At 45.2% G+C, this 15,261-nt stretch carries 10 protein-coding genes; 6 read left to right on the top strand and 4 right to left on the bottom strand.

The genetic code is table 11. The annotated features are described in order from the left end of the window. The first annotated feature begins 135 nt into the window (after window positions 1-135). The 4 genes from J0M30_09960 (at window position 136) to J0M30_09945 (ending at window position 6,918) form a co-directional block, all read left to right on the top strand. Entirely contained in the window at window positions 136-2,835 is a 2,700-nt protein-coding gene (locus tag J0M30_09960; GenBank protein ID MBN8667815.1) for a 4-alpha-glucanotransferase, read from the top strand. Next, window positions 2,836-3,855, top strand: coding sequence for a dipeptide epimerase (locus tag J0M30_09955; GenBank protein MBN8667814.1), 1,020 nt, complete (start codon window positions 2,836-2,838; stop codon window positions 3,853-3,855). A gap of 153 nt (window positions 3,856-4,008) precedes the next feature. Next, window positions 4,009-4,878 carry an outer membrane beta-barrel protein gene (locus J0M30_09950; GenBank protein ID MBN8667813.1) on the top strand — a complete coding sequence of 290 codons (870 nt, stop codon included), beginning with the start codon at window positions 4,009-4,011 and terminating at the stop codon, window positions 4,876-4,878. A gap of 123 nt (window positions 4,879-5,001) precedes the next feature. Next, window positions 5,002-6,918 carry a menaquinone biosynthesis decarboxylase gene (locus J0M30_09945; GenBank protein ID MBN8667812.1) on the top strand — a complete coding sequence of 639 codons (1,917 nt, stop codon included), beginning with the start codon at window positions 5,002-5,004 and terminating at the stop codon, window positions 6,916-6,918. A 13-nt stretch (window positions 6,919-6,931) separates the two neighbouring features. Here the strand turns inward: J0M30_09945 and J0M30_09940 are convergent, their stop codons facing one another. The 3 genes from J0M30_09940 to J0M30_09930 are packed head-to-tail and all read right to left on the bottom strand — an operon-like array spanning window position 6,932 to window position 12,685. Continuing rightward, the gene (locus J0M30_09940) at window positions 6,932-8,794 is read right to left on the bottom strand and encodes a DUF3857 domain-containing protein (GenBank protein ID MBN8667811.1); all 1,863 of its coding nucleotides are present in this window, start codon (window positions 8,792-8,794) and stop codon (window positions 6,932-6,934) included. Window positions 8,795-8,813: 19 nt separating this feature from the next. Further along, complete coding sequence (locus J0M30_09935) at window positions 8,814-10,730, bottom strand: DUF3857 domain-containing protein (GenBank protein ID MBN8667810.1); 1,917 nt, start codon at window positions 10,728-10,730, stop codon at window positions 8,814-8,816. Continuing rightward, window positions 10,727-12,685, bottom strand: a complete 1,959-nt coding sequence (locus J0M30_09930) for a DUF3857 and transglutaminase domain-containing protein (protein ID MBN8667809.1) — start codon at window positions 12,683-12,685, stop codon at window positions 10,727-10,729. The genes J0M30_09935 and J0M30_09930 overlap by 4 nt, the downstream gene beginning before the upstream one ends. Before the next feature lie 33 nt (window positions 12,686-12,718). Here J0M30_09930 and J0M30_09925 point away from each other — a divergent pair, with 33 nt between their 5' ends. Continuing rightward, window positions 12,719-13,687: a TraB/GumN family protein gene (locus J0M30_09925; GenBank protein ID MBN8667808.1), complete on the top strand. Its 969-nt coding sequence runs from the start codon at window positions 12,719-12,721 to the stop codon at window positions 13,685-13,687. Between the two features lie 50 nt (window positions 13,688-13,737). On the opposite strand, the gene J0M30_09920 is transcribed toward J0M30_09925, so the two are convergent. Continuing rightward, window positions 13,738-14,154, bottom strand: coding sequence for a nucleoside-diphosphate kinase (locus J0M30_09920; protein ID MBN8667807.1), 417 nt, complete (start codon window positions 14,152-14,154; stop codon window positions 13,738-13,740). Between the two features lie 77 nt (window positions 14,155-14,231). On the opposite strand from J0M30_09920, the gene J0M30_09915 reads away from it, so the two are divergent. Next, complete coding sequence (locus J0M30_09915; GenBank protein MBN8667806.1) at window positions 14,232-15,239, top strand: DHH family phosphoesterase; 1,008 nt, start codon at window positions 14,232-14,234, stop codon at window positions 15,237-15,239. The last annotated feature ends 22 nt before the right edge of the window (window positions 15,240-15,261 follow it).

The raw sequence follows: 15,261 nt of genomic DNA, 5'->3' as shown, positions 1-15,261 counted from the left end.
TTTTCAGAAACTTTTTTCGTTATTTTACAATGTGTACTAAGTACACAGATAAAAGTTTTGTTCAACGGGACAGATGGAGTTGGATAGATTGCTTGCTTCCTCGAAATTTGCCCCCCTTACTACCAACCAACTGGCATGAAAATACAGTTTTACCTGCGATTTCATACATCGTTTGGGCAAACGCTATGGATCAGTGACAATGGCATTTCTCCTGAAACCGACCTGGATTCGGAGGCCATTGCCATGACCTACTTAAATGATGAATTCTGGACTGCTACGCTTGAGATAGCGGAACCCGGCTCGGGGACCTACCATTACAAATACATATTAAAAAGGGAAGACGGAGAGATCATTCCCGAATGGGGTACTGACCGGGTGATCGATATCCCTAAAAAGGGGATAGGGGAGATCGTGCTGGTGGATACCTGGAATCATGCCGGGGAGTATGAAAACTGCTTTTTTACCGCGCCTTTCACTGAGGTTTTGCTTAAAAAACAGGGCAAAAAATCCGGGAGTGGACAGGATAAGGTCTTTTCCCATGTTTTTCGCGTCAAAGCCCCCTTGGTTCAAAAGGACGAAGTGGTCTGTTTGGTGGGAAGTGGGGAGAAGTTGAGGGACTGGGACACAGAAAACCCCATCCTCATGGGCCGGGATGGTCACTGGCAGGTAGCCAGGCTTGACCTGAATGCGGAAACCTTTCCTATTGCCTACAAATATGGCGTTTACAATACGAAGGAGGAGAAGTTTGTGCGGTATGAAACCGGGGATAACCGCATCCTGCATACAACGGCCGGAACAGAGCGCCTGACCTATATCCACGACGGATTTATTCACCTTCCCAATGATACCTGGAAAGGGGCGGGGGTGGCCATACCCGTATTCAGTCTGCGCAGTAAAAAGAGCTTTGGTGTGGGGGAATTTACCGATATCCAATTATTGGTTGACTGGGCCCGTCAGGTAGGGATGAAACTGGTGCAGATCCTGCCCGTTAATGACACTACCGCCACGCATACCTGGGAGGATTCCTATCCCTACGCGGCTATTTCCGCTTTTGCCCTGCATCCTTTATTTATTAACCTGGAAACCGTAGCCGGCAAAAAACAGGAAGAGAAGATCAAGTTGCTCCGAAAAAAGCAAAAACAATTGAATGAATTCGATGGGGTCGATTATGAAACCGTGATGAAATTCAAATTGGGTATTCTGAAAGAACTGTACGAAGAGGATGGTGACCGGATCTTTAAGGATGAAGACTATAAGGAATTCTATTCGGCCAATGCGCATTGGCTTGTACCATACGCTGCTTTTTGTTTTCTGCGCGATAAATATGGAACGGCTCATTTTGATGAATGGGAAACACACTCCACTTATGACCCGGAAGAGATCAGGAAACTGGACCAGGCAGGATCTGCTGCCCGGGAAACCATCCGTCTCCAATACTTTATTCAATACCACCTGCATTGCCAGCTAAAAGAGGCCACCGCCTATGCGCATAAACACGGCATCATCGTTAAAGGAGATATCCCCATTGGTATCTATCGTTATGGTTGTGATGCCTGGATGGCTCCTGAGCTCTATGAAATGAACAACCAGGCCGGAGCTCCTCCAGATGATTTTGCCATCAAGGGACAGAACTGGGGTTTTCCCACATACAATTGGAAAAAGATGCAGGAAGGCCACTTTGATTGGTGGCGAAAGCGCTTTGAGCAAATGAGCAATTATTTCGACGCCTTCCGTATCGATCATATTCTTGGTTTCTTTCGCATCTGGGCCATTCCTGAACATGCGCGTGAGGGAATCATGGGTCATTTTGTACCTGCGATCCCGGTTTCCATTCAGGAATTTGGAGAACGAGGGATCTGGTTTGATCAGCAGCGATATACTAAACCGTTTATCACAGATGATGTGCTGGGTGAACTCGCCGGTGATCTTTTTGAAGAAGTAAAATCAAATTATTTATCAGGTAATGGATGGGGAAGCTATGCCCTCCGTCCCGAATTCGATACACAGAAAAAAGTGGAGGCCCACTTTGCCGGGCTTGAACAAACCGAATCCAATCGCCGGATCAAGTTTGTGTTGTTTGACCTCATCTCCAATGTATTGTTGTTTGAAGACCCTGACCGGCCGGAAAACTATCATTTCCGGATCGCGATGGACAGGACCATTTCCTTCCGGTACCTGGAAGCCGGGACACAACAGAAGCTCAAGGATCTTTATGTCAATTATTTCTTCGAACGGCAGGATGAGTTTTGGAAAACAGAAGCGATGCACAAGCTTCCTTATTTGAAGCGTGCCACCAATATGCTGATCTGCGGAGAAGACCTGGGTATGGTGCCTTCCTGTGTACCCGATGTGATGAAGCAATTGGGAATCCTGAGTCTCGAGATACAACGAATGCCCAAAGATTCCAAGACAGATTTCTTTAACCCGGCCTCTGCACCTTATCTATCCGTTGTGACCCCTTCCACCCATGACATGAGTACCATTCGGGGTTGGTGGGAAGAAGATAAGACCCGGATCCAACGATTCTTCAATCAGGAGCTGGGGCAGGGTGGAGACGCCCCTTATTACTGCGAAGCCTGGATCAACCGAGCCATTGTATTACAACACTTATATTCACCCGCCATGTGGAGTATCTTCCAATTACAGGATATCCTGGGCATGAATGAATTGATAAGAAGAGAGAACCCACATGAGGAAAGGATCAATATTCCGGCCAACCCTAAACATTACTGGCGTTACCGCATGCATCTGACCCTTGAGGATTTGATCAAAGAAAAAGACTTTAACCGCGAACTGGCCGATTATATACATCATTCAGGAAGGAACAACGCATAATTGAAAGTACGCTACAAACGATATGATCTCCCTTTCCGGTACCCCTTTACCATTTCGAGGGGAACAAAAACGCATCAACCCACTCTCATAGTGGAATTGGAGCATTTTGGTGTACGTGGATATGGCGAGGCCCCGGCCATTACCTACTACAATATCCCGGTGGAGAAAATGATCGAAGACCTGGAAAGGAAAAAGATATTTGTTGAAAAATTTGCCTTTACCGATCCGGAAAGATATTGGCATTACCTGCATCATCTCCTTCCGCAAAATCCATTTCTCGTTTGTGCACTGGATATTGCCGCCTGGGACCTTTTTGGCAAATGGAAAGGAAAACCCCTCCATCAACTCTGGCAGATCGATACATCCAATCAACCGTTGACCGACTATACCATCGGCATCGATACCGTAGAGAATATGGTGGCCAAAATGGAAGAAAAACCCTGGCCCATCTACAAAGTGAAAGTAGGAACAGACAATGATCTGGAGATGGTGGAAGCCCTGCGCCGCCATAGCGATTCGATACTTCGGGTTGATGCCAATTCGGGTTGGACCCTGGATCAGGCCATGGACCGGATCCCCAAACTCAAAGATCTTGGAGTTGAACTGGTGGAACAACCTCTGCACAAGGACGATTGGGAGGGCATGAAAAAATTATACGCCTGGTCGCCTTTGCCACTGATCGCCGATGAAAGTTGTGTGGGCGAAGAAGATGTAAAAAAATGTACTGGTCATTTTCATGGCATCAATATCAAACTGACCAAGTGCAGCGGCATTACGCCAGCCCGCCGCATGATCACCCAGGCCCGCGAACAAGGTCTGAAGATTATGATCGGTTGTATGAATGAAAGCAGCATCGGTTCTGCTGCCATGGCCCATCTGGCTCCGCTGGTCGATTTCCTCGATATGGATGGACCTTTACTTCTGGCGGAAGACCTGGCCACAGGGCTTTCCTACCAAAATGGTTCGTATACACTCCCCGTGGAAGCCGGGTTGGGTATTAGCTTGACCGAACCGTTTTAATTTCCTACCTTGTATAGACCTATTTCGGATCTGATACCCCATTTTTTTAAGGTTTTACTAACATACAAGTCGGCACCAAACGGTTACTAAATACGTTGAGTGATTGGACGGTGAATCAGGCCTCATTTTTGTTAGTTAACCCAAAACTGAGCTATGAAGACTTTCTGGACAATACCATTTTTCTTATTCCTTGCCATTTCATCAAGGGCACAGGACTTGCATGTGGGGCTGGCCACAGGCCTCTCAAACTATCAGGGCGACCTGGTAGACAAGTATTATGACTTCCGCCAAACCAATGGCCATATTGGAATTACCCTGAGTTATGAACTTTTTGACCAGATCATATTACGTGGCGGGTTGACACACGCGCGTATTCAGGGAAATGATAAATACCAGGAAAAGGATGTGTTGGTAGCGCGTAACCTGTCTGCCAAAACCTCTATTACCGAATTAAGTCTGGTGGGTGAATTCTATTTTAATAACCTCTATTACAAACGGTGGTCTCCCTATCTTTTTGGCGGGGTGGCCCTTTTTCATTTCAATCCATTTACCCTGGATTCTTCCGGCACCAAACGCTTTCTTCAGCCGTTGGGAACCGAAGGGCAGGGATTGGCCGGATACAATAAAGAACCCTATTCAAGGCTGCAACTCTCCCTTCCGTTTGGAGGAGGTTTCAAATATGCCATCACCGATGACATCCGGGTGGGGTTGGAGGTAGGTCTTCGAAAGACCTGGACCGATTACCTGGATGATGTCAGCACCAATTATGCCGACCCGAATGACCTGATCAATGCCCGCGGTCCTTTGGCAGCCTCCCTGGCCTACCGGGGAGATGAATTACCCGGCGGTGACCCCAATATTCCCGCCAAAGGTGCCCAGCGTGGTGGAGAGAAATACAAGGATATCTATTACTTCACTGGCCTGAATGTCAGCTTCCGTATCGGTAAAAAAACGACCGGAGATGATGGTCGCTACCGGCCGGGAAGAAGAAACCGTAATGCCTGTCCGACAGTTCCTCTTTAAGCTTTCTTGACCACAGAGAATAAGATGACAGATGACTATCATCCGTCATCTGTCATCTTACCCCTCCAGGTTAAACATTAATAAGTGCCGATTGTAATTTACTTTTGTAATATACAATTGACAATGGCATACAAGAACCAGCAGCATTTTATTCAGGTACTCGAACAGGCAGGCGAATTGGTAAGGATCAAGACCTATGTAGACCCCAAACTCGAGATCGCTGAGGTAACCGACCGAATCAGCAAGACACCCGGTGGCGGGAAAGCCCTTCTATTTGAAAACACCGGTTACGATTTTCCGGTTCTGATGAATGCCTATGGTAGTGAAAAACGGATGTGCCTGGCATTGGGTGTGCAACACCTCGATGATGTGGCCAGAGAAATCGAATCCTTGTTTAAATTATTGTCCGCTCCAAAGGAAGGTATCCTCGACAAACTAAAAGTTCTCCCAAAGCTCGGGCAGTTTGCTTCCTGGATGCCTAAAGTAATAAAAGGGAGGGGGGAATGTCAGGAAGTGGTGATCATGGATCCCGATATCACCAAACTTCCGGTAATTACCTGTTGGCCAAAAGACGGAGGGCCATTTGTCACACTTCCCATCATTCACACCAAAGATCCCCATACACAAACCCGGAATGTGGGTATGTACCGGATGCAGGTATTTGGGCCACAATTAACCGGCATGCATTGGCATAAACACAAGGTTTCGGCCAAACATTTCAATGAATACAAGAAAAGAGGAGAACGCATGCCTGTTGCCGTGGCATTGGGTGGAGATCCGGTATATGCCTATTCTGCCACCGCTCCGCTGCCGGAGAATGTTGATGAATACATGTTGGCTGGCTTTCTGCGCAAAAAGAAAGTGGAATTGGTAAAATGCATCTCCCAACCTGAAATCGAAGTTCCTGCCGATGCAGATTTCATTATTGAAGGCTATGTAGACCCCGCTGAAGAATTGATCTGGGAAGGACCCTTTGGTGACCATACCGGCTATTATTCATTACCTGATTGGTACCCCAGGTTCCACATTACCGCCATTACACACCGAAAAAATGCGGTCTATCCCGCTACCATCGTAGGTATTCCGCCGCAGGAAGATGCCTGGCTGGGAAAAGCCACTGAAAGGATATTTCTGGCCCCGATCAAAATGACCATGGTGCCCGAGATCATGGATATGGATATGCCGGTAGAAGGCGTATTTCATAACCTTGTCATCACGAAGATCAACAAGGAATATGCCGGCCAGGGTCAGAAAGTGATGAATGCCATGTGGGGTGCGGGTCAAATGATGTTTAATAAGATACTGGTGCTGGCGGATGGGGAAACACCGATCAGTGATTATCTGCCACTTTCACAAGAGATATTCCGGAACCTGAATCCGGCAACCGATCTCTATTTTTCCCAGGGGCCGATGGACGTTCTGGATCATAGTTGCAGTAAACTGGGATTTGGGGGAAAAATGTGCATGGATGGAACCAAAAAAACAGAAGAAGAGATCGATGAGCGCTATCAATGGAAATCCTGTGGAGAAGGTTGGACAGATGAGGTAGTGAATAACTTCCCCGAGATCATTTCAGTGAACAGCCAACTGCTCAATAATCAAATACCCTGTCTTATCGTATCCATAAAAAAAGACAGAAAAGGCCATGTATCCGACCTCCACGAGCGTCTCTGTAGTCGTCCTGAATTGGAAAGTATAAAATTGATCCTCTACGTAGAGCATACCGTGAATGCCCGTCATTTGGGAACAGCTCTCTGGCGTTTTTGCAATAACCTTGATCCAAAACGAGATCATTTCCTGCACCAAAGAGAATTAGCCGCTGGTGGTAAACTCTTTGCCTGCATGGGCCTTGATGGAACAAGAAAGACAAAGGAACATGACGATTTTCACCGGGATTGGCCCAATATCATTGTCGCCGCCCCTGATACTATTCGTTCGGTTGATGAGAAATGGGCCGGGTTAGGTCTCGGGGAATTCCTTCCATCGCCTTCCCTGCAATTCAAGGATCAGGTGTATGGGGAAGAGGCGGTGGTAGCGTGAAGTGTGAGACGCCTCACGACTTCTTCACCACAATCCGCTGCTTCTCCTCCTTTAACACTTCTTCAAAGAATTGTTTAACGAGTTTGAAATCACTGGCCGGGATGCGGTGCTGTAATAATTTTAACTCTACTACACTGTGGATGGTCTTACTGGCTTCATCAAACCAATAATTTGAACGATAGGCTGCATACGCATTATTAAACTCTCGTGGTTTGGGCAAGGCATCCACCAAAAAGCCATCAGGTAGTTTGATCTGGGTGGTATCCCGATGAATAAAAGGGTTTTGGAAATAATAATCCAGCTTTCGGTTATCGTTTTTGGGCATCACCCGGGTCCATAATTTATACGGGTGGGTTGCGAGGAAAATTTTATTGCCGGCTGTAAACTCCGGGATTTTTTCGAACTGGAGTTTCAAATTGACCTTCTCCTTCTCTTTGGCCATCAAAAAATCATCTGGTTGTTTAAACCCAAGTGTAAAAACGATTGACTCCTTTTGGTCATCTTTTTTCTCTTTCAGGATATAATCGATCATTTCCTTAAATGCCCCCGTTGAATGAAAATTGGACTCGATCATTCCGGAAGCGTCGGCCGAAAGATCAATCTTATTATGAATAAGAAAACTGTTGGCCTCTGCCTTACTCTTTGGGGTAGGTACTAATACGCCGCCATTCTCAGTAACCAGCAAGGCATTTCGATTTTCTGTGAATGTTCCTAATTCTCCAAACGCGGCAGTACTGCTGGTACATTCCAACCAAATTGAATCTTTGGATTGAGGAATACAGAGGATGACATGGTTAAAATCGTTTGCCGGGAAACTCGGTTCAACTGGAAGTGCATTGTATTCTGCATTGATGATAGCCACGTGACTGCGAATCCCAACCGAGGCCAAAGCGGCCTTCATATAATTACTGAGTCCCTTACAATCTCCATACTTCTTTTCATCAGTAAAGGTTGCTGAGAATGGTTTTAATCCGCCAATTCCCAATTGAATACTAACATACCGAAAGTTTTCTTGCATATACTTATACAAGATGCTTGCCTTTTCTCTATCAGATCCGGCATTTTTTACGAGGTCACGAAAAAACTGAACTCTTTCTTCCGGTAAAGCATCAAGTCCCTTGTAAAGTCCTCCGATCCACTGCCCAAACTGGTTCCATGAACTCAGGTCACCTTGGTAACCATATTGTGAGAATTTGTTTAAAGCAATATCTACGGAGGGGTAGCGATCTCCATAAATTACAGCACCTTCCTCATACTCAAAAGGAGGCAGGTTCTTTACAACCCAGGAAAAGGACTTTGATTTTCCAAGATCACGGATGGTAGGTTGGATCGAAATATTTTTAGGTCGATATCTTAAACCAAGCTCCATTGGTATGATGGCTTCAAAAAGAGAGGATACGATTGATTCGCCCGGGCGTAGAATTTGAAACGAAGGGAGGTTGAGGGTTCCCTTGAATTTAATGACATAGTCCAATTCCAAGGTAACGGGATAGGAGGGGGCCGGTACACTTACATAATAATAAGCTCCATCCTCCACCAGGCCTTCTCCCGTTGCCTCCATCATCAAATCCTTTTTCTTGTATTTTGAAATCTGTTTCCCCGTTTTGTCATAGACCTTTAGCTCGAGGTCATCCAGGTTGACGTATTTGGTAGAATAAACATACACCATCAGGGCTTCCTTTCCCTGTTCACTAAGTACACTAAAAATACGTTTTCGGGTATAGGTCGCCTTTTCCTGTTCTTCCACGATCACACGTTGAAGATCATATTGGGTGACCACGCTGGCATCCTTTTTTACTGAATCTGGAATAGAGGATAGATCATAGGAGACCGTTTGCGCGTTGGTAAGCAATGCCACACATATGTATATCGACAAAAACAGGTATTTGTGCATGTCATTTCTTTTTAAAGGCTATTTTTTCGTCCAATAGATTGTATATCCTTTTATATAATTCCTTGACCATATCGTACTCATTACTAAAAAAACTACTTCGGTTGAACTGCAGCTCAAATCGCATCATGATTTTTCCGGTGGTTTCCTGCATAGCAGCTTCCCTGTATAAGACGATACTCTTACTGGGATCTGTGATACGCGCTGGAGCTGGCAGTCCTTCCAACATATACCCCTCCGGGATATCAATAATCAGGTTTAAAAGAAATCGTTGATTAAACCCAAAATTAATATCACTAAACCGGTTGGTACTGATAAACGGATTGGCAGCATCCAGCCCCGAAAAGAGGTCCATAGGCACAAACAGGTAGTCTCCGGTTTGAGTAGCAGGTAGTTTAAATTTAAATCGATGTTCCAGGGCAAGGGTATCGGCTTCGTCATTGGTCACTTTAAAATCATACAAGGAAATTTCATCAATTCCTTTAGTAAATTCCTTTTGGTATTCTGCGGGAGATGACTTCCAGTCACTAAGCCGCACATATTTTGCATAACCCATACATGCCAGGTATCCTTCTCCTTCAAACTGGTCACCCGAAAATTTTAAGCTGATGGAGGACATGGTGGAATATAATGTCTGCGGTTTGATATCGAATAATAAACCTGTTTTTTTTCGCACGACCAATCCGGTTGTATTCAGAACGGATACTGGATACAATAAGGGGTCACCCAGTTCGTTTGACGCATCGAGGATATAGTTCTTCCCGTCCAGGATAACATAAGCAAAAACGGTACTAAATTGATCCGCAAAAGGTATTTCTTTATAGACCTTTCCATGCCTTCTTCGACTTACCAAAAGAGGTTCAGCCTCAATTCCTGCCTGTTGAAGCAGGTTTAGTAACAACAAATTAAGATCACCCGAACTTCCTGTCTTTTTTTCCCAGGTCTTCCTTACCCCTTCAATTGAATACCTTGATTCAATTCCATTCCAGGTAAAATTCTTTTGAAGATGATGGTAAATGGAAATCATTCTTGAAACCTGGGAAGGATCCTTCTGTAAGCCCATAATAAACGACCGGGCATCTGGAATTTTCTCATCCAATTGCTTTCCAAAATCCCGATCTGCCCAAAATTCCTGTGCTACATGATCCCAATCCTGCATGTATTTTTTACCGTTGCGGTCTCTCGAAAGTTGAAAATTTACCCGGTGGAGGTAATCCTTACGGGCATCCATGTAGGCTTCATCCAAAAACCCAGGAAGGTTTCTCATTTCAAATGAAATAGCCCCTTTTTCCGGATAATTTTTAACATCGACTCTGTATTGGGCCTGCTTCATGACCGAATAACTAAACTCGAAATTGCTCAGAATCACCAGGTAATACTTACTCCGAATTATCGGATACTCATGTTGGAACACCCAATTCTCCAATCCTCCATAGTTCTTTTTTGTGCTGATAAACTTGTAATCAATGATCGTTCCGGCTTTAACGGCAGGAAAGGCCAATCGAATCGTACTATAGAATTCATTCTCTTGTTTGGTGTAAATGGATTTCTTATCGATGTGATTCATTTGCGGATTCCCGGATGGATCTGGAGATATAGAAACGCCTTCGATATCTGTAATACTTTCAAAATCCTCCCTGTGATAAAATGGGATGATCACATCGCCGGCTGAAATGCCTTTATCCTTAAGGATCTTCAAACGCACATGATACTTTGTGATCATTCGATATTCCGCATCATAATCTGTGACTGCTTCATAGTCTAAATAAACAGCTGCCGCTTCCGGATCAAAGGAACAGGCTTTCATATCCCATTCCGCCTGTGTGAAAGCACCCACTGCTCCAATTTGCTGACCAAATACCGAACTGGCTCCTAAAATAAAAATTGAAAGCCAGAAGAATTTATGGAAACCAACTTTCATGGTCTGGCTTTTTTCTTGATCACATATTGTTCATTCAGGATGTCGAACAATTGCTTATAAAATTCATGAAAGGCACCATACTCCTGAACGGAAAAGAAGGGTTTCTTGAAATCAATGGTGATCCGCATGGAAAGCCGGTCATTGGAAACCTGGGAAATCCGGGTAATGGAAATGCTCGTATCCGGCATGATCATACGAAGGTTTTTTGGCAGCGCATCCCATTCATATCCCTCCGGAAGAAATACATTCCCCGTGATCAGGTAGGATTGATTAGCCCCAAAAAATACATCGGCCTGACGGGTATCAGCGATGAAGGGATTCTTCTCCAACCCGGTGAATTTATTTACAGAAAGAAAAAGATAATCTCCTGTACCATTAAGGGATTCTGTAAACTGAATATGTTGTACCAGCGGTAAAGAATCGGATTCCTTATTTTCAAAGGTCAAACTGTCAATTTGAATATTGGGATCATCTCCATGTAAAAACCGATCCCTGAATTCCTTTTCCCCTTTTCTGACCAATCCTATCTTGCGCAACCGGGAATAATCAATACTCGTAATATCTTCCTTGACCCTGACCTTTCCATCGGCTTCCACATGCCCACTAAGTACAAAAACTTCCTTATAGGTTTCTGCAGGGTCCCACAGATTTACCCATCCCCATTCACCTGTATCAATTTTTTCAATGACCAGTCCTTCGGTCATCAACACCTCCCTGGGGATGAGATGAGTAGGGGTCTCCTTTTCAGAACCATCCAGCACATATACCTTTCCTCCGATGGTTACATGCGCTAAAACTTTATTGAACTGGTTGAAACCCGGATAATCATAGGTCCCGGCATCAGTGGCGTTCACGAGGCCATTATCATGGGTACTCACCAAAACGGGTTTAGCATCCAGACCGGCATTGCGAAGTAAATTCACCAGAATAAGATTGATCTCACCAGCTGTTCCCTTTTTGTCCTTCCAGGCCGCTTTCACGCCATCCAGAGCCCATATGCCATAGTACTCATTCCAGGTCATGTTCTTCCGTACATAAGCATGAATTGTTTTCATCCGGTTGTAATCATCTTTTACCTGGGCCAATTCCAGATCCAGATCAGAGGTACGGGGAATATCCCTTTTCAATTGTATCCCAAAATCCTCATCTTCCATCAGAAAACGGATCACCTGTATCCAATTGACATTTCTGTTTTTCCACAATCCACTGGCTTCTTTATAAGCAGACACGGTGGTTTCCAACCGATCCATATAAGCCTCTTCATTGATCACATTACTTTCATTGCGAAAACCGGGTATCTCTTTCATCAGATAGGACTGTGCTACCCGGGCCCCTTTACTTTCTTCCTTGTGTTCATACTTTCTGGAGCAAAAAGGGGTATTGCGCATCTGAATATAATCAGGAAAGTCCAGCACATAGCGGCTCACCTTCACCGGTATACTATGCTGGAAATACCAGTTGATCAATCCAATACCATTGTGTTTGTATTTGTATTCAATGATGCTGCCCACTTTCACTTCAGGAAAAGTGAAAACTTTTTCAGCCACACGCTTGTTGATGTTCTTGTCAAATATCTGTTTCTTATCCACCTTGGCAATAACGACCTTTCCGGATGGATCCAGATTATAGGTTTGGGCTGCGATATCACGAATACTCTGGTCCTTATCACTGTTATTATATCGTAAATGAATATCAGCCCGATCAAGACCTTCTTTTTTAAGAATCTTTATCCGTATCCGTTTTTCCAACACGATTCCGATCCCGTCAATATAAGCTAGCTCGCCATCCTCCAACAGGATCATGGCTTCTGCATCAGGATCAAAGTAACATTGGGTCAGTTCCAGATCAGACTTGTCAACGGTACCGAAGGGGGGAATCTCTGTATCTTTGACCTTCTGGGCATTGAGGTGAATGGCCAGGAAAGCCAGGAGAAGAAAAAGAAGGCTTTTTCTCATTTGGTAAGATTTAATGATTAAGAAATGAAAATAATGAATTTTTTAAAAACTCTGCAAGTTTACAAATTGATAATAGCGCTATTCCTGATCTTGGTCAATATGGGTTGCGGATCGTCCAGAAAAACTGTAACCACCCCTGAAAACTCCCCGCTGGAAAAGACCCTGCTATGGCGCATTACCGGAAACGGGATGACCCAGCCCTCTTATCTTTTTGGAACCATCCATGTGTTATGCAAAGAAGATGCACTATTAAGCGATAGCCTCCGGTCGGCTATCCGAAGGAGTCAGGGTATTTATTTTGAAGTAGATATGGATAACCTGGTGGAAATGATGGGGGCCATGACCGGTATGAAAATGAAAAATGATACAACCCTTGCTGACCTGCTGGACAAGGAAAATTATCAGAAAGTAAAGGCCTATTTTACTGAAAAGGGAGGATTATTGCCATTCTCCATGCTGGAGCAATACAAACCCTTCCTTGCCGCATCCACGCTGATGCAGGACAATCTTCCCTGCGACCAAAATATCGCCATGGAGCAGGTGATCATGAACGAGGCAAAAAAGAACAAGAAAAAGATCAATGGACTGGAGACCCTGGCCTACCAAATGAGCATTTTTGATTCTATCCCGTATAAACAACAAGCGGACCTGCTGGTCCGGTATATTGATGCAGACACGGCCTCTGTGAATACAGACCTTGAGGACTATAAAACCATGGTAAATGCCTACAAATCACAGGACCTTGAAAAACTCGAAGCCTTGATCAATCAGGAAGACATGGGTGTGGCCAACTTTGAAGACCTGTTATTGAATAACCGAAACCGTAACTGGGTGGTCAAACTTAAAACGCTGTTACGGGATAAAACATTTGTGATCGCGGTAGGAGCGGGGCATTTACCAGGAAAGAACGGATTGATCCAGTTACTTCGGGACGCCGGTTATTCGATCGAGCCTGTGAACAATCAGGTAGCGTATAAAGTAGTTCCTGTACAGGAAATATAAAACCCGTCCGCCTTTGGCGAACGGGTTCTACTTATTCATTGCAAAAGGGATCAGATCCGCTCCAGAACGGAGAAGAAAAAGTCACCTTCTATTTTAGCGTTCTCATCGCTGTCACTGCCGTGAACAGCATTTTCGCCGATGGAACTGGCAAATTTTTTACGAATGGTTCCTTCTGCGGCTTTGGCCGGATCGGTAGCGCCGATCAGGGTCCGGAAATCAGCGACAGCATTTTCTTTTTCCAGGATCGCTGCGATAATGGGTCCGCTGCTCATAAAATCTACCAATTCTCCATAAAAGGGGCGCTCTTTGTGGACCGCATAAAACTCACCCGCTTTTTCCGCGCTCAGTTTGGTTTGTTTCAGGGCAATGACTTTAAAACCCGCTTGGATCATCATGTCCAGGATGGCCCCGGCATAACCTCTTTTCATGGCATCGGGCTTGATCATGGTAAGTGTACGATTACTCATATTGTGTGTGTTTTGCGCCGCAAAGATAGAATCTCCGACGATAATTCCTAAATTAAAGCTACTTTTGCCACCGTTTTATGAAACCCCTTGCTGATCTATTTCCGGAATTACACATCCCCCGAAAGGTGGGTATCACCATGCATCAAAAACCTGATGCGGATGCGATGGGTTCCGCTATGGCCCTTTCTGCCTTTCTCCAGCTACTGGGGCACCAGGTAAAGGTCATTTCCCCAACCAATTGGGCAGGCTGGCTGAACTGGATGCCAGGTTGTAAAGAAGTGATAGATTTTGACCGGCACCGCGCCGCAGCCGAAGAAGCCCTGAAAGGGATCGACTGGCTGTTTTGCCTCGATTTTAACCATCTCGACCGGACCAAAAATCTTGCGCCGGTATTAGCAGCCCTGGATTGTACCAAGATCCTGATCGATCACCACCGCGAACCCGATGAGGCCACATTCCAGTACGGCATCAGTGATACCTCTAAATCCTCCACCTGTGAGATGATCTATGACCTGATCATCTCCTCCGGGAATGCGGATAAAATCAATAGCTCCATTGCCGATTGTATTTACGCGGGTGTCATTGCTGATACCGGATCGTTCCGGTTTTCCTCTACCCATGCCGGGGTGCATCGCCTGGTGGCCGATCTGAAGGAACGTGGATTGGAACACATGCATGTGCATGACCAGCTTTTTGATAATTACCTGGAAAACCGTCTTCGCTTTATCGGCCATGTGCTCCTGCACCGCATGGAAGTGATGTATGAATACAATACCGTACTGCTTACCGTGCCCAAATCAGATCTTCTGCGGTTCCATATCAAGACGGGCGACACGGAAGGGCTGGTCAATTTCCCACAAACCATCCAGGGCATTAAAATGGTGGCCATTGTGATCGACCGTGACGAGGAAAGAAAATGGAGCTTCCGCAGCAAAGGGGAATTTGACTGTAATACCTTTGCCCGTAAATATTTTGAAGGCGGCGGTCACTACAACGCCTCCGGTGGCAGAAGTTCCAAGAGCATTGAGCAAACTGTTGCTGATTTTAAACAGGCACTCAAAGAAAACAAACACTTACTCGAATAACACTCTGACTCAATAGTAAAAA

The sequence above is a fragment of the Chitinophagales bacterium genome (genome assembly GCA_017303415.1).
In the GTDB taxonomy this organism is placed as follows: domain Bacteria; phylum Bacteroidota; class Bacteroidia; order Chitinophagales; family Chitinophagaceae; genus SpSt-398.
The sequence above is the reverse complement of the archived record's forward strand: the minus strand, read 5'-3'. Positions and strand labels throughout refer to the sequence as shown.

What these genes read in the sequence shown, in the direction of transcription:
- J0M30_09960 (MBN8667815.1), top strand. Translation starts at nt 136, where the DNA reads ATGAAAATACAGTTTTACCTGCGATTTCATACATCGTTTGGGCAAACG.
- J0M30_09950 (MBN8667813.1), top strand. Translation starts at nt 4,009, where the DNA reads ATGAAGACTTTCTGGACAATACCATTTTTCTTATTCCTTGCCATTTCA.
- J0M30_09945 (MBN8667812.1), top strand. Translation starts at nt 5,002, where the DNA reads ATGGCATACAAGAACCAGCAGCATTTTATTCAGGTACTCGAACAGGCA.
- J0M30_09935 (MBN8667810.1), bottom strand. Translation starts at nt 10,730, where the DNA reads ATGAAAGTTGGTTTCCATAAATTCTTCTGGCTTTCAATTTTTATTTTA.
- J0M30_09930 (MBN8667809.1), bottom strand. Translation starts at nt 12,685, where the DNA reads ATGAGAAAAAGCCTTCTTTTTCTTCTCCTGGCTTTCCTGGCCATTCAC.
- J0M30_09925 (MBN8667808.1), top strand. Translation starts at nt 12,719, where the DNA reads ATGAATTTTTTAAAAACTCTGCAAGTTTACAAATTGATAATAGCGCTA.
- J0M30_09920 (MBN8667807.1), bottom strand. Translation starts at nt 14,154, where the DNA reads ATGAGTAATCGTACACTTACCATGATCAAGCCCGATGCCATGAAAAGA.
- J0M30_09915 (MBN8667806.1), top strand. Translation starts at nt 14,232, where the DNA reads ATGAAACCCCTTGCTGATCTATTTCCGGAATTACACATCCCCCGAAAG.